Source organism: Bacillus sp. FDAARGOS_235 (genome assembly GCF_002073415.2).
Lineage (GTDB): Bacteria > Bacillota > Bacilli > Bacillales > Bacillaceae_G > Bacillus_A > Bacillus_A toyonensis.
Window position 1 is genome coordinate 2598154 of sequence record NZ_CP020437.2, and the last position, 21847, is coordinate 2620000.

The 21847-nt window shown below is 38.7% G+C and carries 19 protein-coding genes, 2 rRNA genes and 1 riboswitch (1 of these 22 cut by a window edge); of the genes, 4 read left to right on the forward strand and 17 right to left on the reverse strand.

Features of this window, described 5'->3' with window-relative positions; genetic code table 11:
• Positions 1 to 4: 4 nt before the first annotated feature.
• Genes ligA through pcrB form a run of 3 tightly spaced genes read right to left on the reverse strand, consistent with a single transcriptional unit; the run spans position 5 to position 4969 of the window.
• On the reverse strand, positions 5 to 2014 hold the full coding sequence (gene ligA, locus A6J74_RS15180) for an NAD-dependent DNA ligase LigA (RefSeq protein WP_000031436.1): 2010 nt from the start codon (positions 2012 to 2014) through the stop codon (positions 5 to 7).
• 15 nt (positions 2015 to 2029) lie between these two features.
• Positions 2030 to 4279 (reverse strand): DNA helicase PcrA, encoded by a 2250-nt coding sequence (gene pcrA / locus A6J74_RS15185; protein WP_001149618.1) that lies wholly within the window; start codon positions 4277 to 4279, stop codon positions 2030 to 2032.
• Complete coding sequence (gene pcrB, locus A6J74_RS15190; protein WP_000272083.1) at positions 4280 to 4969, reverse strand: heptaprenylglyceryl phosphate synthase; 690 nt, start codon at positions 4967 to 4969, stop codon at positions 4280 to 4282.
• A gap of 306 nt (positions 4970 to 5275) precedes the next feature.
• Here pcrB and A6J74_RS15195 point away from each other — a divergent pair, with 306 nt between their 5' ends.
• From A6J74_RS15195 to A6J74_RS15205, 3 genes are all read left to right on the forward strand, one after another.
• Complete coding sequence (locus A6J74_RS15195) at positions 5276 to 5653, forward strand: YgaP family membrane protein (RefSeq protein ID WP_000812337.1); 378 nt, start codon at positions 5276 to 5278, stop codon at positions 5651 to 5653.
• Between the two features lie 218 nt (positions 5654 to 5871).
• A complete protein-coding gene (locus A6J74_RS15200; RefSeq protein ID WP_000660691.1) occupies positions 5872 to 6717 on the forward strand; it encodes an SPFH domain-containing protein in 846 nt (281 codons plus the stop codon).
• Between the two features lie 16 nt (positions 6718 to 6733).
• Positions 6734 to 6898: a type II toxin-antitoxin system antitoxin gene (locus A6J74_RS15205; protein ID WP_001085171.1), complete on the forward strand. Its 165-nt coding sequence runs from the start codon at positions 6734 to 6736 to the stop codon at positions 6896 to 6898.
• A gap of 36 nt (positions 6899 to 6934) precedes the next feature.
• Here the strand turns inward: A6J74_RS15205 and purD are convergent, their stop codons facing one another.
• From purD to purE, 12 genes are all read right to left on the reverse strand, one after another.
• Complete coding sequence (gene purD, locus A6J74_RS15210; protein ID WP_001101934.1) at positions 6935 to 8206, reverse strand: phosphoribosylamine--glycine ligase; 1272 nt, start codon at positions 8204 to 8206, stop codon at positions 6935 to 6937.
• A gap of 223 nt (positions 8207 to 8429) precedes the next feature.
• Complete coding sequence (purH, locus tag A6J74_RS15215) at positions 8430 to 9965, reverse strand: bifunctional phosphoribosylaminoimidazolecarboxamide formyltransferase/IMP cyclohydrolase (RefSeq protein WP_000745448.1); 1536 nt, start codon at positions 9963 to 9965, stop codon at positions 8430 to 8432.
• Positions 9966 to 9989: 24 nt separating this feature from the next.
• A complete protein-coding gene (gene purN / locus A6J74_RS15220) occupies positions 9990 to 10577 on the reverse strand; it encodes a phosphoribosylglycinamide formyltransferase (protein ID WP_000088570.1) in 588 nt (195 codons plus the stop codon).
• Positions 10574 to 11614, reverse strand: a complete 1041-nt coding sequence (gene purM, locus A6J74_RS15225; protein WP_001262428.1) for a phosphoribosylformylglycinamidine cyclo-ligase — start codon at positions 11612 to 11614, stop codon at positions 10574 to 10576. The genes purN and purM overlap by 4 nt, the downstream gene beginning before the upstream one ends.
• 104 nt (positions 11615 to 11718) lie before the next feature.
• The gene (gene purF / locus A6J74_RS15230; protein ID WP_000879031.1) at positions 11719 to 13134 is read right to left on the reverse strand and encodes an amidophosphoribosyltransferase; all 1416 of its coding nucleotides are present in this window, start codon (positions 13132 to 13134) and stop codon (positions 11719 to 11721) included.
• Complete coding sequence (gene purL, locus A6J74_RS15235) at positions 13119 to 15338, reverse strand: phosphoribosylformylglycinamidine synthase II (protein ID WP_000055552.1); 2220 nt, start codon at positions 15336 to 15338, stop codon at positions 13119 to 13121. Before purL ends, purF begins: the two co-directional genes overlap by 16 nt.
• Complete coding sequence (gene purQ / locus A6J74_RS15240) at positions 15322 to 16005, reverse strand: phosphoribosylformylglycinamidine synthase subunit PurQ (protein ID WP_000666769.1); 684 nt, start codon at positions 16003 to 16005, stop codon at positions 15322 to 15324. Before purQ ends, purL begins: the two co-directional genes overlap by 17 nt.
• Positions 16002 to 16256 carry a phosphoribosylformylglycinamidine synthase subunit PurS gene (gene purS / locus A6J74_RS15245; protein WP_000278820.1) on the reverse strand — a complete coding sequence of 85 codons (255 nt, stop codon included), beginning with the start codon at positions 16254 to 16256 and terminating at the stop codon, positions 16002 to 16004. The genes purQ and purS overlap by 4 nt, the downstream gene beginning before the upstream one ends.
• Entirely contained in the window at positions 16249 to 16968 is a 720-nt protein-coding gene (purC, locus tag A6J74_RS15250) for a phosphoribosylaminoimidazolesuccinocarboxamide synthase (RefSeq protein WP_001170546.1), read from the reverse strand. The genes purS and purC overlap by 8 nt, the downstream gene beginning before the upstream one ends.
• Positions 16969 to 17056: 88 nt before the next feature.
• Positions 17057 to 18364, reverse strand: a complete 1308-nt coding sequence (gene purB / locus A6J74_RS15255) for an adenylosuccinate lyase (protein ID WP_000610752.1) — start codon at positions 18362 to 18364, stop codon at positions 17057 to 17059.
• Positions 18361 to 19512 (reverse strand): 5-(carboxyamino)imidazole ribonucleotide synthase, encoded by a 1152-nt coding sequence (purK, locus tag A6J74_RS15260; protein ID WP_000196786.1) that lies wholly within the window; start codon positions 19510 to 19512, stop codon positions 18361 to 18363. The genes purB and purK overlap by 4 nt, the downstream gene beginning before the upstream one ends.
• Positions 19509 to 19994: a 5-(carboxyamino)imidazole ribonucleotide mutase gene (gene purE, locus A6J74_RS15265; RefSeq protein WP_000839361.1), complete on the reverse strand. Its 486-nt coding sequence runs from the start codon at positions 19992 to 19994 to the stop codon at positions 19509 to 19511. The genes purK and purE overlap by 4 nt, the downstream gene beginning before the upstream one ends.
• Positions 19995 to 20104: 110 nt before the next feature.
• Positions 20105 to 20206, reverse strand: a riboswitch (purine riboswitch).
• Positions 20207 to 20505: 299 nt separating this feature from the next.
• On the opposite strand from purE, the gene A6J74_RS30455 reads away from it, so the two are divergent.
• On the forward strand, positions 20506 to 20772 hold the full coding sequence (locus tag A6J74_RS30455; RefSeq protein WP_000927496.1) for a hypothetical protein: 267 nt from the start codon (positions 20506 to 20508) through the stop codon (positions 20770 to 20772).
• A gap of 45 nt (positions 20773 to 20817) precedes the next feature.
• On the opposite strand, the gene rrf is transcribed toward A6J74_RS30455, so the two are convergent.
• A 5S ribosomal RNA gene (gene rrf / locus A6J74_RS15275) occupies positions 20818 to 20933 on the reverse strand.
• Between the two features lie 49 nt (positions 20934 to 20982).
• Positions 20983 to 21847 (reverse strand): 23S ribosomal RNA (locus A6J74_RS15280) (it continues 2057 nt past the right edge of the window).

Below are 21847 nucleotides of genomic sequence, written 5' to 3' on the forward strand. Positions count from 1 at the left end.
CCTCTTACTTATTTAGCTCTTGTAAGAACCTCTCTTCATTCCAAACTTCAACATTGTGCTTCTCTGCTTGCGCTAATTTTGAGCCAGCAGCTTCACCAGCAACAACTAAATCCGTACTTTTACTAACACTTCCTGTTACTTTTCCACCTAATGCCTCAATCTTCTTCTTCGCTTCACTGCGTCCCATCACTTCTAATTTCCCAGTTAAGACGACAGTTTTCCCTGCAAAGTAAGATTCAACATTTTGTAAATCTGCACTTTTTATGCCTTTGTATGTCATGTTCACGCCATACTCTTTAAACTGTTGTAATAGCTCTAATACATCTTCATTATCAAAATATGTCACAACGGATTGCGCCATTTTTTCTCCAATTTCATTAATTGATTTTAGCTCTTCTTCCGTCGCTTTCACAAGTGCATCCATCGTTTCAAAATGCTCTGCAAATGTACGTGCTGCTTTCGCCCCGACATGGCGAATTCCAAGGCCAAATAATAATCGCTCTAACGAGTTTTCCTTCGAATTCTCAATTGCTTGTATTAAATTTGTTGCTGATTTTTCACCAAAACGCTCTAGCTGTAGTAATTGTTCTTTCGTCAATGCATATAAATCTGCAAACGTACGAATATAATCTGCATCAAAGAGCTGTGTGATGACACGCTCGCCAAGTCCGTCAATATTCATTGCATTTCTTGAAACGAAATGAATTAATCCCTCGCGAATTTGGGCAGGACAAGTTGGATTTATACAACGAAGTGCAACCTCTTCTTCTAAACGAACTAGTTCACTCTCACATGCCGGACAATGCGTTGGCATGCGGTATTCTTCTTCCTCACCAGTACGCTTATCAAAAATAACGTTCACAACCTCAGGAATAATATCTCCAGCCTTTTTCACAACAACGTAGTCACCAATTCGAATGTCTTTTTCACGAATTAAATCCTCGTTATGTAAGGAAGCACGACGAACGATCGTACCAGCCACTCGTACTGGTTCTAACTCTGCAGTCGGTGTTACAACCCCTGTACGGCCAACACTTAATTCAATGCCCGTTAATCTCGTTACAACTTCTTCAGCCGGGAATTTATAAGCAATCGCCCATCTTGGACTCTTTGCAGTAGTTCCTAGGCTTTCTTGAAGAGCAACATCGTCTACTTTTATAACGATCCCATCAATCTCATAATCAAGATTCGGACGTTTTTCCTGCCATTCTTCTACATAAGCTATAACCTCTTCAATTGTTTCACATGTACGGCGATTTGGATTTGTCTTAAACCCCAGTTCACCTAAGAAATCAAGTGATTCGCTATGCGATGAAATTGTTTTTTCTTCTACATTTGCAAGACCATATACAAACATGGATAGGTTACGCTTTGCTGCAATTTTCGTATCAAGTTGACGTATTGAACCTGCTGCCGCATTACGCGGATTCGCAAATACATCTTCACCGTTTTGCTCTTTTTCTTCATTTAGTTTAACGAATGAACGCTTCGGCATATAAGCCTCGCCTCGCGCTTCTAACGTTACCTCTTCATTTAATCGAAGTGGAATTGCTTTAATCGTTTTCAAGTTTTGGGTAATATCTTCACCTGTTATACCATCACCACGTGTTGCACCTTGAATAAAGCGTCCTTTTTCATAATGAAGTGAAACAGCAAGTCCGTCAATTTTTAATTCGCATATATATCTTACATTCGCATCATCAATTCCTTGACGTACTCTTCGGTCAAAATCACGCAAATCTCCTTCGTTAAATGCATTTCCTAAACTTAACATCGGTGACTTATGCGTTACTTTTTCAAATATATCAAGAACAGTTCCCCCAACGCGCACGGAGGGAGAGTCTTCACTCATGAACTCTGGATTCTCTGCTTCTAATTTTATAAGCTCCTGCATATTACGGTCATACTCCGCATCAGAAACAGAAGGATTGTCTAATACGTGATATTGATAGTTAAATGTATTTAACAAATCACGTAGTTCTTCTATACGCTTTTTTGCTATCTCTTTTGACATATCCTCATTCCTTTCCTATTGTTTCGTCACAGGTGCAAATTTTGCTAATAAACGTTTAACACCAATCGGGCTTGGGAACGCGATATCTAATTCTTTTGAATCACCTTCGCCTTTTACACTTACAACTGTACCGACTCCCCATTTTTGGTGGGAAGCTTTATCGCCTACTGCCCAGCCAATTTGCTCGCCGCCTGTTGTCTTAACAGCCGGACGTACGAAAGCTGAACGAGAGCGTGTTGTTGTTGCCGCAGCTCCTGTCGTTCTTCCTTTTGCACTAAACGAAGTTTCACGCTTCGGCGCTGTTTCATTTAATGGTTCCACCAACTCTGCCGGGATTTCTGTAATAAATCGAGATGCTGCATTCATACTTGTCCTACCAAATAAAGTACGCATTTGCGCATTCGATAAGTATAATTCTTCTTCTGCACGAGTAATACCTACATAAGCAAGGCGACGCTCTTCTTGCATTTCATCTTCTTCCATAAGAGAACGCGTATGCGGGAATATTCCTTCCTCTAAACCAACGATAAAGACTACAGGGAACTCTAGCCCTTTTGCTGAGTGCATCGTCATTAAAATAACTTCTTCACCAGCAGTTGGATCTTCATCTACACGATCAATATCCGCGACAAGAGCTAAGTCTGTTAGGAATGCAACAAGGCTCTTATCTTCACTTTGAGATTCGAACGTTTGCGTAACAGATAAAAACTCATCTAAGTTTTCTAAACGGCCTTCTGCTTCTAAAGAACGCTCATTTTTCAACATCTCGCGATATCCTGTTTTTTCAATGACTTCTTCTACTAATTCTGTAACAGATAAGTACTCTTGCATATTTACCCAGTTGTGTAGTAAACTTGCGAATTCTTTTACTGCCTTTGTAATTTTTGCACTTACACCAACATGCTCAATTTCATCAAATACAGCCGTTAATGAAATTCCGTTTTGCACACCGTAATTAATAATTTTATCGATAGAAGTCGCACCAATCCCGCGCTTCGGCATGTTAATAATACGTGCGAAACTAATCTCATCATCAGGATTCCCAATTAAACGTAAGTACGCCAAAATGTCTTTAATTTCTTTACGGTCGTAGAACTTCGTACCGCCGACAATTTTATAAGGGATATTAGATTTCAGGAAAATCTCCTCAACCATACGAGACTGAGCATTCGTACGATATAATACTGCAAAGTCAGTATATTTTCGGTTACCCATTTGAATATCATCACGAATTTTTTTCGCAACAAAATACGCTTCGTCCTTTTCAGTTGCAGCACGATAATACGAAATTTTGCTCCCAACTTGGTTGTCTGTCCATAATTTTTTCGGTTTACGATTCGTATTTTTTTCAATAACAGCATTGGCTGCATTTAAAATATTTTGTGACGAGCGATAGTTTTGTTCTAACAGAATAACTTGCGCATTCTCATAGTCTTTTTCGAATGACAAAATGTTAGAAATATCCGCACCACGCCAACGATAAATAGACTGATCTGAGTCACCCACAACACAAAGGTTTTTAAAACGTGTTGCTAAATGTTTAACAAGAAGGTACTGTGCTTTGTTCGTATCTTGATACTCATCCACGTGAATATATTGGAACTTGCGCTGATAAAACTCTAGTACTTCTGGAACACGTTCAAATAGCTGAATCGTTGTCATAATTAAATCATCAAAGTCTAATGAGTTATTTTTCAAAAGACGTTTTTGATATTCTGTATATACATCGCTCGTTAATTTTTCATATGGATCAGCGATTGTAATTTTTTTTGCATATTTATCTGCAGATAACAGTTCATTTTTCGCATTACTAATGCCGGCTAAAATAGAGCGCGGCTCAAATTTCTTCGGATCAATATTACGCTCTTTCATAATTTTTTTGACTACAGTTAACTGATCGCCTGAATCTAAGATTGTAAAGTTACGATTAATACCAATACGATCGATATCACGTCGTAAAATACGTACACACATAGAGTGGAACGTAGAAATCCAAATATCTTCTGCTTCTGGTCCGACAAGTGTATCAATACGCTCGCGCATTTCACGAGCAGCCTTATTTGTAAAGGTAATAGCTAGTACATTCCATGGCGCTACACCTTTTTCACCAAGTAAATATGCAATACGATGTGTTAACACACGTGTTTTACCACTACCCGCTCCCGCCATTAATAGTAGCGGTCCATTCGTTGTTTGCACTGCTTTTTGTTGCTGTGGATTTAAACCATTTAATAACTTATCCGTCATACTCATATACGCCTGCACCTACTCTCCTTTTACTGCTTTAACTGTTTTTAACGCCGATTTTATATCATCATAAATAACATTTCCAACAACTACTGTATCGGCATACTGCGCTACTTCTTTCGCTTGTTCTGCATTAGAAATGCCACCGCCATAATATAAATTAGCTTGTTTCAATTCTGCTTTTACATTTTTAACAAGTTCAATATCTCCATACGTACCGCTATATTCTAAATAGAATATCGGTAAATGTAATAGCTTGTCTGCTAAACGCGCGTATGCAATAACGTCATCTTCTGTTAAATCACATTTTGCATCTGTAAGCTGGGCTACTTTCGCTTCAGGATTTAAAACACAATACCCTTCCATGAAAATTTCGTCCCAGTCCATAATATCCCCAAATTCTTTCAATGCCTCGTGATGAACACCTGTTACCCATTCTACTTTTCGGCTATTTAATACGCTTGGGATGTAATAAAAATCAAAGCCTGGTGTGATTGCTTCCACATCAGAAACCTCTAACACGCAAGGAACTGCATATCTACGAATGCTAACTAGCATGTGTAATACGTTATCAATTGTAACTCCATCACTTCCGCCTACAATAACAGCATCGGTTCCAGACTCACAAATCATTTCTAAATGTTCATCGCTTAACTCCTTATTTGGATCAAGCTTAAATACATGTTTCCATCCGGAAATATCGTACATGAAAACACCCTTTCTTTTCTCTAGTTATATCTATGTCTGTTCAAAATAACAGTTAATTTGCATCAGGATTTTTTAAAATTCCTTTTAAATCTCCTCTTCCCTATTTGTTCAAAAAGAGGATCTAGTTTTAAACTTCTTTTTGTGCATTCTTTCATTATAACAAAAAAAGCTACTTACACACACGCCCATTCCAACATCTTTTTTAACGTCAAATGTTGGATTACATATCACAAAAATCACATGGAATACTAATAAAAGAAATAGTATTTGCTATTTCGAAGTTCATCAAAAAGGAGTGTTTTTCAAATGAAGCAAAACATCGGTACAATAAACGCTCTAATTCGAATTACACTCGGACTTATCCTCTTCGGTTGTAGTACAGCGAAACTCGTACGCAAACCGTGGTGCACTTGGTCTAAAGTTTTACTATGGATTGGTGCCATGAAAATTGCAGAGGGGATTGTTCGTTTCTGCCCTATTGCTGAAGTATGTAAATTTGGAAAATACATGAGTATGGGCGCATTTAAAATGCCTAGCATGAATTTTACTGAAAAAGGACATGCTAAAGAAGAAGTGAATCAAACTTCTACCCATGACAAACCAAAGTCAAATGGAAGTTACGACTCTTCTGACAAAGAGATTGAGTCAGCGATTGAAGAAATAATCCTGGCCAAACCGCTTTGAATCATTTGTCACGATGCAAGATGCTCTCAAAGGGACTTAGCTGCTGCAGTGGGCGGTTAAGTCCTCTTTATTTTACCACAAAACAGAACATACATTCTTTTTTCATCCCTAACACGTACATAAAAGATACCAAATAAAAAAATTCAGAAAATTAGGTGTGAACCCCTTGCTTAAAATGATATAAAAATGATATCATTTTTATATCAGGAGGCGATCATATGAAAGAAAAACAAGTATTTTATGTAAATGGGTTTCTGGGTGTTATTGGAATTTTAGTTTTAGCCGCTATCGGTGTATTTTGCCTTGTACAAGAAATGTTTGTAATAGCTATTTTAGCTCTCATATTAGCATCTGTTTTGGCTACAGGCATCGGTATCGTTCAACCGAATCAAGCGAAAGTTATTACGTTCTTCGGTAATTATTTAGGAACAATTCGTCAAAACGGTTTATTTTTAACAATTCCATTTGCATTCCGTCAAACTGTATCTTTACGTGTTGAAAACTTTAATAGTAAGAAATTAAAAGTAAATGATATTGAAGGAAATCCAATTGAAATTGCAGCTGTTATCGTATATAAAGTGGTTGATTCTGCAAAAGCAATGTTTGGTGTTGAGCATTACGATCGATTCGTAGAAATCCAAAGTGAAACAGCAATCCGCCACGTTGCAACAAAATATCCTTACGATAATTTCCAAGATGAAACTTGTATTACGTTACGTGGAAATACTGAGGAAATTTCAGAAGAGCTAAAACGCGAATTAGAAGCGCGTCTTGAAATCGCTGGTGTAGAAGTATTAGAAACTCGTTTAACGCATTTAGCTTACGCAACAGAAATTGCCCATGCAATGCTACAACGTCAACAAGCAAAAGCAGTGTTGGCTGCTAGAAAAGAGATTGTTGAAGGTGCTGTGAAGATGGCCAAAGATTCAATCCATATGTTAGATGAAGAAGGCGTACTGGAACTCGATGACGAGCGTAAAGCAAATATGGTAAATAACTTATTGGTTGCCATCGTTTCAGATAAAGGTGCGCAACCAGTTATTAATACAGGAAGCCTATATTAATAGGTTGTAAATAATAATGGCTAAAAAGAAAAGCTTTCCATTACGTATTGATCCTGAATTACACGCAGTCATCGAAAAATGGGCGAATGATGAGTTTCGTAGCGTCAATGCACACATCGAGTATTTACTTCGAGAAATGGCAAAGCAAAAAGGAAAATTGAAAAAAGATAAAGATGCATAAAAATCCCGCTGATTTCTCAGCGGGATTTTTTATACATTAACTTCTCGTCATCTCATGCCCAATTGCACGATATCCTATATCACTTCGATAAAATAGACCATCACTCTCAATTTTACCGATTTCTTTATATACTTTATCTTTTGCTTCTTGTAAACTATTCGCCTTGCAAGCAACAAATAATACACGGCCACCATTTGTTACAAAATCACCGTGTTTCATTACTGTCCCCGCATGGAAAACAATCACATCTTGCAATGTATCTAATCCGTTAATAACTTCACCTTTTTTATACGCTTCTGGATATCCTTTAGAAGCAAGTACAACACCGATAACAGCATCTTCTGACCATTGTAAAGTTAGTTCACTTTCATCTAACACAGCGTTGCATACATCAACTAAATCATTCTCTAAGCGAGGTAATACAACTTCCGTTTCAGGATCACCAAAGCGAGCATTAAATTCAATTACCTTTGGACCATCATTTGTTAAAATAAGCCCTGCATATAAAATACCTGTAAACGAACGATTTTCTTGGATCATCGCTTTAGCAGTTGGGTGTAATACTGTTTCAATCGCCTCTTGAACTGCTGATTCTGGAATTTGTGGTACTGGAGAATATGCGCCCATTCCACCTGTATTAGGACCCTTATCGCCATCAAAAGCTCGTTTATGGTCTTGAGCAATTACCATCGGATGTACATTTGTTCCATTTACAAATGCCATCAATGAAAATTCTTGTCCATCTAAAAACTCTTCAATAACGACCTTCTTACTTGCCACGCCGAATTTCACATCTTGTAGCATTTCTTTCACAGCTTGTAATGCCTCTTCAAGCGTCATTGCTACCGTTACACCTTTACCAGCAGCTAATCCATCAGCTTTAACAACAATTGGCGCACCAACTTTTTGAATGTACTTTACTGCTTCATCATAGTCTGTAAAAGTTTCGTATGCAGCAGTTGGTATATTATACTTTTTCATCAACTCTTTCGTAAAAGCTTTACTGCCTTCAATAACAGCAGCCGCTTTATTCGGACCAAATACGCGAAGTCCTTCTTCTTTAAAACGATCAACAATTCCATTCATAAGCGGAATTTCTGGCCCAACGAAAGTTAATTCAACATTATTCTCTTTGGCAAATAAAACTAATGCATCAAAATCATTTTCATCAATATCAACTGGTATTGCAACATCTCGCATACCTTCATTACCTGGTGCTACATACACCTTCTCCACCTTTTCAGATTGTGCAAACTTCCAAGCTAAAGCATGCTCACGCCCACCGCGGCCAATTACTAAAACATTCATATTTCATCCCCCAATAATTAAATAGGTACAAACTAGAAGCTATGCTCCTAGTTTGCTTTTTCATATCAATAGAAGTTTAAAAGGGAGGATCGAGAGAACCGAGCAGGTCGAGGCGCATTTTCCAAGAGGATACGGAGTATAGTTTTCCTACATGAGTACCGCACTGGCATTGCAACGACGACATGCGAAGATTATCTCGACCGGACCTTTTAGACATCCTCTATTAGTGTTTGAAATGACGTACGCCAGTGAACACCATCGTAATCCCATACTTATCTGCCACTTTAATAGAATCCTCATCACGAATTGATCCACCTGGTTGGATAATTGCTGTAATACCAGCTTTTGCTGCTTCTTCTACTGTATCTGGCATTGGGAAGAAAGCATCAGATGCAAGTGCGCTACCTTGTGCTTTTTCGCCAGCTTGTGTAATTGCAATTTTTGCAGAGCCTACACGGTTCATCTGTCCCGCGCCTACACCAACCGTCATGTTATCATTCGCTAAAACAATTGCATTTGATTTCACATGTTTTACAACTTTCCAAGCTAGTTTTAAATCTTTCCACTCTTGCTCTGATGGTTCACGTTTCGTTGGAATTGAAATTGTGTTCTCATCTAATGATAACGTATCTTCCTCTTGAACAAGAAGACCACCTTGTACAGAAGTTAGTTTTTTGCTTGCACTTGTCGCTTTTTCAATATTTACAGTTAGTAAGCGTAAGTTCTTCTTGCTTTGCAACACTTCTAAAGCTTCTTGCGAGAACGAAGGAGCGATAACAATTTCTAAGAAAATTTCGTGTAACTTTTCTGCTGTAGCTTTATCAATTTCACGATTTGCTGCAATAATACCGCCGAAGATTGATACTGGATCCGCTTCATAAGCACGAGTATATGCCTCGTGAATATCAGTTCCTACTCCAACGCCACATGGATTCATATGTTTTACCGCTACTACTGCTGGTTCTGTAAATTCTTTTACGATGCTAAGCGCTGCGTCTGCATCATTAATATTGTTATAAGATAATTCCTTACCATGTAATTGTTCTGCATATGCAACAGAAGAAGTTGCAGCAAATGGTGCTTTATAGAAAGTAGCCTTTTGATGTGGGTTCTCTCCATAACGTAAGTCTTGCTTTTTCTCAAACGTCACAGTTAACGTTTCTGGACTTTCTTCACCCATTTGTTCTGTTAAGTAGTTAGAAATTAACGCATCATATGCCGCTGTATGACGGAATACTTTCGCTGCTAATTTACGTTTCGTCTCTTCTTTTACTTCGCCGTTCTCTTTCAGTTCTGCTAATACAACATCATAATCTACTGGATCTACGATTACCGATACAAATTTATGATTTTTCGCAGCAGAGCGAATCATTGTTGGGCCACCAATATCAATATTTTCAATTGCATCAGCAAATGTTACATCAGGCTTAGCGATTGTTTCTTTAAATGGGTATAAGTTAACAACAACAAAGTCAATTGGTTGAATGCCTAATTCATTCATTTGCGCTACATGTGTTTCATTATCACGAACTGCTAATAGACCACCATGAATATTTGGATGTAATGTTTTTACACGGCCATCCATAATTTCTGGGAAACCAGTTACTTCAGAAATACCGATTACTTGTAAACCATTTTCTTCTAGTAATTTTTTCGTACCACCTGTTGAAATAACTTCAATCCCTTGTTCTAGTAAACCTTTAACAAATCCTACTACTCCTGTTTTATCTGAAACACTTACTAATGCACGCTTTTTCATTTATCCTTCACCCCTGGTTGTATGTTAGTTAACAGTTGGTTCTTTCACAGACTGAACAATTTGATTCACTGTATTTACGTATAATTTATGTTCAACTTGTTGAATTTTCTTTTGTAAGCTTTCTCTCGTATCACCTTCAGAAACAACTACTGCTTCTTGCGCAATAATTGGACCTGTATCCATACCTGCATCTACATAATGAATTGTTACTCCAGTTACTTTCACACCTGCTTCTAACGCTTGACCGACAGCATCTTTCCCTGGGAAACTCGGTAGTAGTGATGGATGAATGTTAATAATCTTCCCGCCATATGCTTCTAGTAAAGTTGGCCCAATTAAACGCATATATCCAGCTAAAATAACATAATCAATTTCATACTCTTCTAGCTTCTTTAATATTTCTTTTTCAAATGCTTCTTTTGACTCATATGCTTTCGCTGAAAAAGCGAAACATGGGATATGATGATAATGTGCCCGTCCAATAACGCGTGCTTCTGGTTTATCACATACTAATAAACTAATATCTGCATCCAATCTCTTTTCTTCTACCGCATTAACGAGAGATTGAAAGTTAGATCCGCTTCCAGAAGCAAAAACTGCTAATCTACTCATAGTGCTGTGCCCCCATTGAAGGTAACGCCATCCCCTTGTACAGTACGACCAATAATACGAGCTGTTTCTCCTTGCTCTTCAAGAAGACGAACAATATCTTTTGCATCTTCTTCCCTTACCGCTACTACCATACCAATACCCATGTTAAAAATATTGAACATTTCTTTCTCTTCTAGTTTCCCAACTTCTTGAAGCAAATTGAAAATCGGCTGAATTTCCCAAGATCCAAGTTCAATCTCAGCACCAATTCCTTCTGGCAACATACGTGGAATATTTTCAATGAATCCACCACCTGTAATATGAGCCATACCGTACACTTCATGTTTTTTCAATAGTTCTAAAATAGGTTTGACATAAATTTTCGTTGGTTTTAATAACTCCTCACCAAGAGGTAGTTCTAAGCGTCCATAAATGCGATCTAAAGATAGTTCTCCATCTTCTAGTAACACTTTTCGTACTAAAGAGTAACCATTACTATGAATACCGCTAGATGCTAAGCCAATTAATACATGACCAGCTTCAATCTTTTCACCTGTTACAATTTTCTTTTTATCAACAATCCCAACTGTAAAACCAGCTAAATCGTATTCTTCCGTAGAATACATTCCTGGCATTTCAGCTGTTTCCCCACCAATTAATGCACAACCAGCTTGGCGACAGCCCTCCGATATACCTTTGACGATGTTTTCAATTTTACTAGGTTCAGCTTTACCACAAGCAATATAATCAAGGAAGAAAAGCGGCTCTGCCCCTTGGACAACAATATCATTTACACACATCGCTACTGCATCAATACCAATTGTGTCATGTTTATCTGCCATAAAAGCGAGCATCAATTTTGTTCCCACGCCATCTGTTCCAGATACTAATACAGGTTCTTCTAATGCAAATTTTGATAGATCAAACATACCTCCAAAACCGCCTAAACCGCCTAGTACTTCTTTTCTCATTGTTGTTTGTACGTGTTTTTTCATGCGAGATACCGCTTCATATCCAGCTTCAATATCTACTCCTGCTTGCTTATATGCATTCGCCATCGTTATTTACACCTCGTCTTTTAATTTCTCCCCATCCAGGGCGGCCGTTTTTAAGAAAGAAGCTAGCTTCTACATCAAAAGAAGTAGAAGCTTTTTTCACTTTCTTATTTCATACTTTCTAAAAGCTCTTGCTCATAATCATAAAGAGCTGTTGGATAGTCTCCATTGAAGTAAGCCATACATAGGCCGCCATATTTCCCTTCATATGGACGTCCAATTGCATCTACTAATCCATCTTCACTTAAAAATGTTAAAGAATCCGCTCCGATCATTTCACGGATTTCTTCTACTGTATTATTTGCTGCAATTAATTCTTTTCTCGTTTGAATATCAATACCATAGAAACATGGATATTTTAGAGGCGGTGAAGCAATTCTTACATGAACCTCTGTCGCTCCAGCTTCACGAAGCATACGAACAATTCGTTTGCTTGTCGTTCCTCTTACGATAGAGTCGTCAATCATAACAACTCGTTTCCCCTCAACTACACCTCTTACTGCGGAAAGCTTCATCTTTACCCCTTGCTCTCGCAGTTCTTGAGAAGGTTGAATAAACGTACGTCCAACGTAACGATTTTTAATTAATCCTAACTCATATGGAATACCTGTCGCCTCAGCATAACCGATCGCAGCTGAAATACTAGAATCTGGTACACCAGTAACAACATCAGCTTCAATAGGAGCTTCTGCCGCTAAACGTTTCCCCATGTTTTTACGTGCTGCGTGGACATTAATACCAGCGATATTAGAATCCGGACGCGCAAAGTAAATGTACTCCATACTACAAATTGCATGATCTACTTCATTTGTAAAACGATCTACGTGAATTCCTTCATCATTGATGATAAGTAATTCACCCGGTTCTACATCACGAATGTATGTTGCACCTACTACATCGAAAGCACATGTTTCTGATGCTACAACGTAAGCATCACCCATCTTTCCAATTGAAAGAGGACGGAACCCATTCGGATCTAGCGCAACAATCATTTCATTCCCAGTTAGTAAAAGGTATGCAAACGCACCTTTCACTTTATTTAGTGCCTCTTTTACACTTTCAATTAAAGAATCTTTCGTACTACGCTTAATAAGATGTAAAAGTACTTCTGTATCTGAACTCGTTTGAAAAATACTTCCCTCTGCCTCTAATTCGCGGCGAAGCATTTTTGCATTAATTAAATTTCCGTTATGAGCTAATGCCATACTATGATCAGAAAAACGGAATAATAATGGTTGAACGTTAGCTACTTCACTTCCACCAGCCGTCGCGTATCGTACGTGTCCGATTGCTGATTTTCCGTTCAACCCTTCTAGCTCACCTCTTGAGAACACTTCCGATATTAAACCTAATCCCTTGTGACCGACGATTTTTTCCCCATTATTTACAACAATGCCTGCGCCCTCTTGCCCACGGTGCTGCAAACTGTGCAATCCGTAGTACGAAACTTGTGCCGCATTTTCATGCCCCCAAATTCCAAAGACGCCACATTCTTCATTTAACCCCTTTATTTCAGCAAGCATGGGATTGCCCCTTTCCAAGCCTGTCTCATTTCATCTACATTTGCTGTAAGTAATACTTCATTTTCTTCATTATGAATTGTTACTTCATTTGTATCTGTCACTGCTCCAACTTGAATTGCTTCGACGACTTTCTCGAACGCTTCTTTGTTTTCACGTTTTACAGTTAGAACGAAGCGAGATTGTGATTCCGCAAATAATACCGCCGTTGCTTCACCGTCTAATTTCACAGTAGCACCTAAACCGTTAGCACCAATTGCACTTTCAGAAATTGCAACTGCTAAACCACCTTCAGCAACATCATGTGCCGATTGAACAAGGCCAGCTTGAATTGCTTCTAATACTTGTTTTTGGCGTTTTAATTCTACATCTAGATCGATACTTGGTGATTGGCCGAAAATTTTGCCGTGGACCATTTTCTGTAATTCACTTCCACCAAATTCAGCTTTCGTCTCTCCAATTACGTACACTAAATCGCCAGCTTGCTTAAATTCTTGTGTTGTTACATGTTTTAAATCATGGACAAGACCAACCATCCCAACAGTCGGTGTTGGATATACCGCTTCACCACTACGCTCGTTATACATCGATACGTTTCCGCCAATAACTGGCGTTTGTAATGTGCGACAAGCTTCACTCATACCATCTACCGATTTCTCAATTTGCCAGAAGATTTCCGGTTTTTCTGGGTTACCAAAGTTTAAGCAATCTGTAATTGCAAGTGGCTCTCCACCAGAACATACGATATTACGCGCTGCCTCTGCTACTGCAATTTTACCGCCCGTTTCTGGATCTAAGTAAATATAGCGAGAGTTACAATCTGTCGTCATTGCTAATCCTTTTTCTGTACCGCGTACACGTACAACCGCTGCATCTGAACCTGGTGTAACAACTGTGCTTGTGCGTACTTGATAATCATATTGATCATATACCCACTCTTTACTTGCAATTGTCGGTTGTTGTAGTAAAGCGAATAACGTTTCTTTATAATCTTCTACTTGCGGTGTTTCCACTTTCATCTGCTGGAACTCAGCAAAGTATGCTGCTTCTTTTGATGGTTTATGATAAATTGGCGCTTCTTCTGCAAGAGCATCTGCTGGTACTTCAGCTACCATTTCACCTTTATGGAATAAGCGAAGCATTTTGTCTTCCGTTACTTTCCCCATCGTAACTGCTGCAAGACCATACTTCTCAAATAAATCTACTATTTCTTGCTCTCTACCTTTTTTGATAACAATTAACATACGCTCTTGTGATTCAGATAGCATCATTTCATATGGTGTCATTCCCGTTTCACGCTGTGGTACATCATCTAAGTACATTTCAATACCCATACCTGCTTTACTTGCCATTTCTGCAGAAGATGAAGTTAAACCAGCAGCTCCCATATCTTGAATTCCAACAAGTGCATCAGACTGAATAAGTTCTAAACATGCTTCGATAAGAAGTTTCTCCATAAATGGATCTCCTACTTGAACTGCCGGACGTTTCGCTTCTGAGCTTTCAGATAGTTCTTCAGATGCGAATGTTGCACCGTGAATACCGTCACGACCAGTTGATGCTCCTACGTACATTACTGTATTGCCAGCACCGTGTGCTTGCCCTTTTTTAATATCCTCGTGGTTAATTAAACCTACGCACATTGCATTTACAAGTGGATTTCCTTCGTAACATGGATCGAATTGTACTTCGCCACCAACAGTAGGAATACCGATGCAGTTACCGTATCCTGCGATTCCTGCTACTACTTCTTCGAATAAATATTTCACACGTGGTGATTGTAGTTCACCGAAGCGAAGTGAGTTTAATAGAGCTACTGGACGTGCTCCCATAGAGAATACGTCACGGATAATACCACCAACGCCTGTTGCTGCTCCTTGATATGGTTCAATAGCAGAAGGATGGTTATGGCTTTCCATTTTAAATACAACCGCTTGATTATCACCGATATCTACAATTCCAGCGCCTTCTCCAGGGCCTTGCAGGACACGCTCACCTGTTGTTGGGAACTTGCGAAGAACTGGTTTTGAATTTTTATAACTACAATGTTCAGACCACATTACAGAGAATAAACCTGTTTCTGTATAATTCGGCAAACGGCCTAGAATCTTTTCAACCATGGCAAACTCTTCGTCTGTTAGCCCCATTTCCGCATATATACGCTCTTCTTTAATTTGTGTTGGATTTGGTTCAAGCATTAACGACATATGTTTCCCTCCACTGTTTTAAGATAGATTGAAAGACTTTTAACCCTTCAGCACCACCAAGCAATTCATCTACAGCACGCTCTGGGTGTGGCATCATACCAAGTACATTTCCCTTTTCATTTACAATACCAGCAATATCTGAAACGCTACCATTCGGATTTTCTACATAACGGAATGCGATTTGATTATTCTTTTCTAATTGTTTAAGAGTTACTTCATCACAATAGTAATTCCCTTCACCATGTGCAATTGGAATATTGATTACTTCATCTTTTTCATATTGTGATGTAAACATCGTTTCGTTATTTTCAACACGTAACTGAACCGTGCGACACATAAATTTTAAGTTTTCGTTTCTTATTAGTGCTCCTGGTAGTAATCCTGATTCAACAAGAATCTGGAATCCATTACACACTCCTAAAATTGGTTTTCCTTGCTCAGCAGCTTTTTGCACTGCTTTCATTGCGTTAGCAAAGCGAGAAATAGCACCACAACGTAAATAGTCACCGTAAGAGAATCCACCAGGTAGTAAAATTGCATCATATTCATCTAAATTCTCTTTATCGTGCCAAACGTAATCTACTTCTTCACCAAGCTCATCTTTAATTGCATGGAACATATCGACATCACAGTTCGAACCCGGAAATACTATTACGGCAAATTTCACTGTGCGACAACCTCCTCAACTTCATAACGGAAGTCTTCCATTACAACGTTTGCTAATAATTTTTCACACATTTCCTTTACCTTTGCGTCAAGGTCAGATACAGATTTATCAATTGTTAGTTCCATGTACTTTCCGATTCGAACATCCTGTACTTCTGTAAATGAAAGACTATGAAGTGCCCCTTTTACTGCTGTTCCTTGTGGATCTAATACGCTTTCTCTTAACGTTACATATACCTTAACTTTATACATGTGAAATTCCTCCTAAACGTTTTAAAATCTCTTCATAAGCTTCTGTTAAATTTCCAAGATCGCGACGGAATACGTCTTTATCAAACTTTTCATTGCTCGTTTCATCCCATAAACGGCAAGTATCTGGTGAGATCTCATCCGCTAATATGATTTCTCCTTCTTCCGTTACACCAAACTCTAATTTAAAATCTACTAATCTTACACGACAGCTTGCGAAATGCTCAATCAATACTTGATTGATTTGTAGAGCCATATCTCGTAATACGCTTACTTGCTCTGGTGACGCAACATTTAATACACGAATATGATCTTCCGTTACAAGCGGATCTCCTAAATCATCATCTTTGAAGTAAAATTCTACGATTGGTTCTGCAAGTACAGTTCCCTCTTCCATTCCTAATCGCTTTGAAAGGCTTCCTGCAATTACATTTCTTGTGACAACTTCTAAAGGAATAATACTCACTTTTTTTACAAGTTGCTCTGTTTCAGATAACTTCTCAACAAAATGTGTTTTTATTCCTACTTCTTGTAACTTTCTGAACAATAAAGTTGTAATCTCATTGTTCAAACGACCTTTTCCTGTAATCGTCTCTTTTTTCTCCCCATTGAAAGCAGTCGCACTATCTTTGTACTCTACCCAAACCATATCTGCTGATTCTGTACGATAAATTCTTTTTGCCTTACCTTCATACAGCAATTCTAGCTTTTGCATTTCGCAAGCCCCCTGTAGTTTGAAAAATGTGAATAATATTTTTATAAAGAATGGCACAGAATGACTCTATTCTGTGCCATATAAAATTTTACGCTTCGTTTAATCCTAGGCGTTCAAAGATTGTATCAACATGTTGCATATGATGCTCATAGTTGAAGCATTCGTTAATTTCCTCTTGCGTTAATTTGCTCGTAATACGCTCATCAGCTTCTACAAGCTCTTTAAATTGTACTTGTGTTTCCCAAGCTTCCATCGCTTTAGGCTGTACGATATCATAAGCTTCTTCACGTACCATACCTTTGTCGATTAGTGTAAGCATTACGCGCTGAGAGTAAATTAAGCCGTATGTTCTTGTCATATTGCGTTTCATATTCTCCGGGTATACAGTTAAGTTTTTAACGATATTACCAAAGCGATTTAACATGTAATTTAATGCGATTGTAGCATCTGGTAGAATTACGCGTTCTGCTGAAGAGTGAGAAATGTCGCGCTCATGCCATAATGGAACATTCTCGTAAGCCGTCATCATATAACCGCGGATAACACGAGCTAAACCAGTCATATTTTCAGATCCAATTGGATTACGTTTATGTGGCATTGCAGAAGAACCTTTTTGACCTTTTGCGAAAGCCTCTTCAACTTCACGTGTTTCACTCTTTTGTAAACCACGAATCTCAACTGCCATCTTTTCAATAGATGTTGCGATTAGCGCAAGTGTTGACATGTAATGTGCATGACGATCACGTTGCAATGTTTGTGTTGAAATTGGTGCCGCTTCTAATCCTAAGTTTTCACAAACAAATTTTTCTACGAATGGATCAATGTTCGCGTATGTACCAACTGCACCAGATAATTTACCAACGCGAACTGTATCCGCAGCTTGTTTGAAACGCTCTACGTTACGTTTCATTTCTTCATACCAAAGACCAAGTTTTAAACCAAATGTCGTTGGCTCTGCATGAACACCGTGCGTTCTTCCCATCATAATCGTGTATTTATGCTCTTTCGCTTTGTTAGCTAAAATGCTAACGAAGTTTTCTAAGTCTTTTAACAAGATTTCATTTGCTTGTTTTAAGATGTAAGATAAAGCTGTATCTACTACGTCTGTAGATGTTAAACCGTAATGAACCCATTTGCGTTCTTCACCTAATGTTGGTGTTTCTGATACAGCACGAGTGAAAGCAACTACGTCATGACGTGTTTCTTTTTCAATTTCATAAATACGATCAATATCAAATGATGCATGCTCACGAATTTTTTTAACATCTTCTTTTGGAATATCGCCAAGCTCAGCCCATGCTTCACAAGCTAAAATCTCAACTTCTAACCATGCTTTAAATTTATTCTCTTCCGTCCAAATAGCACCCATTTCAGGGCGTGTATAACGATTAATCATCTTTTTCCCTCCAACAGTTGTTCTTGATGGTCCCAAATATGCAAACTCTTCGCTTTTTCTAGAGCGACTTCAATATTATCATTTAAAATATTAACATGCCCCATTTTTCGCTGCGCTTTTGCTTCTTCTTTTCCATACAAGTGTAAATAGCACCCGGTTAATCTATTCACTTGTCCTAGGACCCCTTCTATATGTTCGCCTAAAATGTTTACCATGACAACTGGTTTTAACAAATTTGTTTCTCCAAGAGGTAAATTACAGATTGCTCGAATATGTTGACCAAATTGACTCGTTTCACATGCATCCTGTGTATAGTGTCCTGAATTGTGAGGTCTTGGTGCTAATTCATTAATGTAAATCTCACCATTAGCTGTAGCAAACATCTCTACCGCTAGTGTTCCCACAAGTTCTAATTCATCCGCAAGTACCTTTGCGTAAGCAATTGCTTTTTGAGAAAGTTCTTCTGTAATGCGAGCTGGAACGATAGATTCATGTAAAATGTTATTCACATGAATATTTTCCGCTACTGGAAACACTTTCGTTTCACCACTTACACTACGAATGACAATAGCTGATACTTCTTTTTCAAAAGGCACCCATTTTTCTAGAATGCATTCTGCTTCATTCGCAAGATTTCGTGCCTTCTCAACATCAGCTTCACTTCTTAAAACAACTTGCCCTTTCCCATCATATCCACCTGTCGTTGTTTTTAAGACGGAAGGATATGATAACTCAGCAATCGCTTTAGTAAGCTGCTCTTGATTTTGAACTAATCTATACGTCGCTACCGGTAACCCGGCTTTTTCAATTGCATTCTTTTCTGTAAAACGATTTTGCGTTTTATTTAACAACTGACTACCTTGTGGTAAGTAAGCATGTTTTTCAAGCCATTGTAAACATCTATAATCAATATTCTCAAATTCATATGTGACAACATCACTTATCTCTGCTAAATGCTGAATTGCTTTTAAATCGTCATATGGTGCAACAATTTCAACATCAGCAACTTGTGCACATGGTGAATGCTTTGTAGGATCTAAAACAGCAATTTTATATCCCATCTCCTTAGCTGCCAATGCCATCATTCTTCCAAGCTGGCCGCCTCCAATAATGCCGATTGTTTTTCCAGGTAAAATGATTCTCGTCATACTAGCTCACTACCTTCACGCACATCTTTTTCAATCGCTTCTCGTCTCAATTCCAATGCATCATGTATATCATCATGGAATGATCCAAGTATTTGTGCAGCAAGTAATCCAGCATTTGTTGAACCAGCTTTACCAATTGCAACAGTTGCAACTGGAACCCCTCCTGGCATTTGGACGATGGATAATAATGAATCTAATCCGTTTAACGCTTTTGATTGAACTGGAACGCCAATTACAGGAAGATTTGTCTTCGCTGCAACCATTCCTGGTAAATGCGCTGCTCCACCAGCTCCAGCAATAATAACTTTCAATCCACGTTCACGAGCCGTCTCTGCATATTCAAACATATAATCCGGAGTCCGATGAGCGGATACAACTTTTTTCTCATACGGTATATTTAATTCATCTAAAATGTCACAAGCAAATTTCATTGTTTCCCAGTCTGACGTACTTCCCATTATGACTCCAACTAGTGATTTCATATTAGAATCCCCCCGATTCAAATAAAAAAAGCCTGAAATAGAACAGTTTCTCTTTTACTATGAGAGAAAGCGCTCTACTCAGGCATACGTATCCCTTGTGAATAGAAAAATACCGAGTGACTTTCCCTCATAGTCTAACGAATAACGGTCGTTAGGTAGAGACTTGCAGGCCATATCCCCGCGATTATATGAGGTCTTATATATTATTGTTTCTATGGCTATATTAACAATATTTTATAAACAATGTCAATAAATAATCGAATGTTTTTTTACTAGTTACCAATAACGTTCGTGTTTTAGTTATATTCAAAAGAAGAATTGCAACTATATGCAAGAAGGAAAGGGAATTAGAATATATATTTCTAGAGATCTATTTTACGTACAATTGTTTATATGGTACTTCAGTACATTTTAATAAAAGTATATAAACTCTTATTCTCTATACATCAATAGAACTTATATTATAGCGATTTAATTTTTAGGGGGAGAATAACCGTGAAAAAAAATAACTATGCTATTATCTTATTTATTTTTCTCTATCGCAGTAATTGCTATAATGATTGAATACTTATTTATATCATCCCATTTTTTCTACTCTCATTTTTTAAAATATATACTTATAATAGAAATAATGTTTCCTGTTCTTAAGTATTATTTTAGGGCAGTCGGAAAATCAGGAACACCAAAAATCATTGCCATTATTTTAAACAGTCTCTATTTCATTCTTTTTTCATTTTTGGCGTTATTAAATTTATGGATTATGACATTTGGTAAATAAAAATAAACACAAAAAAGACGAGTCATTCTGACTCGTCTTAAGCTTGCTTGGCGACGTCCTACTCTCACAGGGACAAGGTCCCAACTACCATCGGCGCTAGAGAGCTTAACTTCCGTGTTCGGTATGGGAACGGGTGTGACCTCTCTGCCATCATCACCAAACTATGAAGGCATATTCCTTCAAAACTAGATAACATTTGCTACATATTATATGGTTAAGTCCTCGATCTATTAGTATTCGTCAGCTCCACATGTCACCATGCTTCCACCTCGAACCTATCAACCTGATCATCTTTCAGGGATCTTACTAGCTTACGCTATGGGAAATCTCATCTTGAGGGGGGCTTCATGCTTAGATGCTTTCAGCACTTATCCCTTCCGCACATAGCTACCCAGCTATGCCCTTGGCAGAACAACTGGTACACCAGCGGTGCGTCCATCCCGGTCCTCTCGTACTAAGGACAGCTCCTCTCAAATTTCCTACGCCCACGACGGATAGGGACCGAACTGTCTCACGACGTTCTGAACCCAGCTCGCGTACCGCTTTAATGGGCGAACAGCCCAACCCTTGGGACCGACTACAGCCCCAGGATGCGATGAGCCGACATCGAGGTGCCAAACCTCCCCGTCGATGTGGACTCTTGGGGGAGATAAGCCTGTTATCCCCGGGGTAGCTTTTATCCGTTGAGCGATGGCCCTTCCATGCGGAACCACCGGATCACTAAGCCCGACTTTCGTCCCTGCTCGACTTGTAGGTCTCGCAGTCAAGCTCCCTTATGCCTTTGCACTCTACGAATGATTTCCAACCATTCTGAGGGAACCTTTGGGCGCCTCCGTTACACTTTAGGAGGCGACCGCCCCAGTCAAACTGCCCACCTGACACTGTCTCCCGGGTCGATAAGACCCGTAGGTTAGAATTTCAATACAGTCAGGGCGGTATCCCACCAGCGCCTCCACCGAAGCTAGCGCTCCGGTTTCAATGGCTCCCGCCTATCCTGTACAAACTGTACCAAAATTCAATATCAGGCTACAGTAAAGCTCCACGGGGTCTTTCCGTCCTGTCGCGGGTAACCTGC

Bases quoted from the DNA above. Each gene is read 5' to 3' on its own strand.
- purN (WP_000088570.1), bottom strand. From the start codon at position 10,577: ATGAGTAGATTAGCAGTTTTTGCTTCTGGAAGCGGATCTAACTTTCAA.
- A6J74_RS15205 (WP_001085171.1), top strand. From the start codon at position 6,734: ATGGCTAAAAAGAAAAGCTTTCCATTACGTATTGATCCTGAATTACAC.
- ligA (WP_000031436.1), bottom strand. From the start codon at position 2,014: ATGTCAAAAGAGATAGCAAAAAAGCGTATAGAAGAACTACGTGATTTG.
- A6J74_RS15195 (WP_000812337.1), top strand. From the start codon at position 5,276: ATGAAGCAAAACATCGGTACAATAAACGCTCTAATTCGAATTACACTC.
- purF (WP_000879031.1), bottom strand. From the start codon at position 13,134: ATGCTTGCTGAAATAAAGGGGTTAAATGAAGAATGTGGCGTCTTTGGA.
- purL (WP_000055552.1), bottom strand. From the start codon at position 15,338: ATGTCGTTAATGCTTGAACCAAATCCAACACAAATTAAAGAAGAGCGT.
- A6J74_RS15200 (WP_000660691.1), top strand. From the start codon at position 5,872: ATGAAAGAAAAACAAGTATTTTATGTAAATGGGTTTCTGGGTGTTATT.
- purD (WP_001101934.1), bottom strand. From the start codon at position 8,206: ATGAATGTTTTAGTAATTGGCCGCGGTGGGCGTGAGCATGCTTTAGCT.
- A6J74_RS30455 (WP_000927496.1), top strand. From the start codon at position 20,506: ATGCTATTATCTTATTTATTTTTCTCTATCGCAGTAATTGCTATAATG.
- purM (WP_001262428.1), bottom strand. From the start codon at position 11,614: ATGGCGAATGCATATAAGCAAGCAGGAGTAGATATTGAAGCTGGATAT.
- purK (WP_000196786.1), bottom strand. From the start codon at position 19,512: ATGACGAGAATCATTTTACCTGGAAAAACAATCGGCATTATTGGAGGC.
- pcrB (WP_000272083.1), bottom strand. From the start codon at position 4,969: ATGTACGATATTTCCGGATGGAAACATGTATTTAAGCTTGATCCAAAT.
- purH (WP_000745448.1), bottom strand. From the start codon at position 9,965: ATGAAAAAGCGTGCATTAGTAAGTGTTTCAGATAAAACAGGAGTAGTA.
- purS (WP_000278820.1), bottom strand. From the start codon at position 16,256: ATGTATAAAGTTAAGGTATATGTAACGTTAAGAGAAAGCGTATTAGAT.
- purE (WP_000839361.1), bottom strand. From the start codon at position 19,994: ATGAAATCACTAGTTGGAGTCATAATGGGAAGTACGTCAGACTGGGAA.
- purB (WP_000610752.1), bottom strand. From the start codon at position 18,364: ATGATTAATCGTTATACACGCCCTGAAATGGGTGCTATTTGGACGGAA.
- purC (WP_001170546.1), bottom strand. From the start codon at position 16,968: ATGCAAAAGCTAGAATTGCTGTATGAAGGTAAGGCAAAAAGAATTTAT.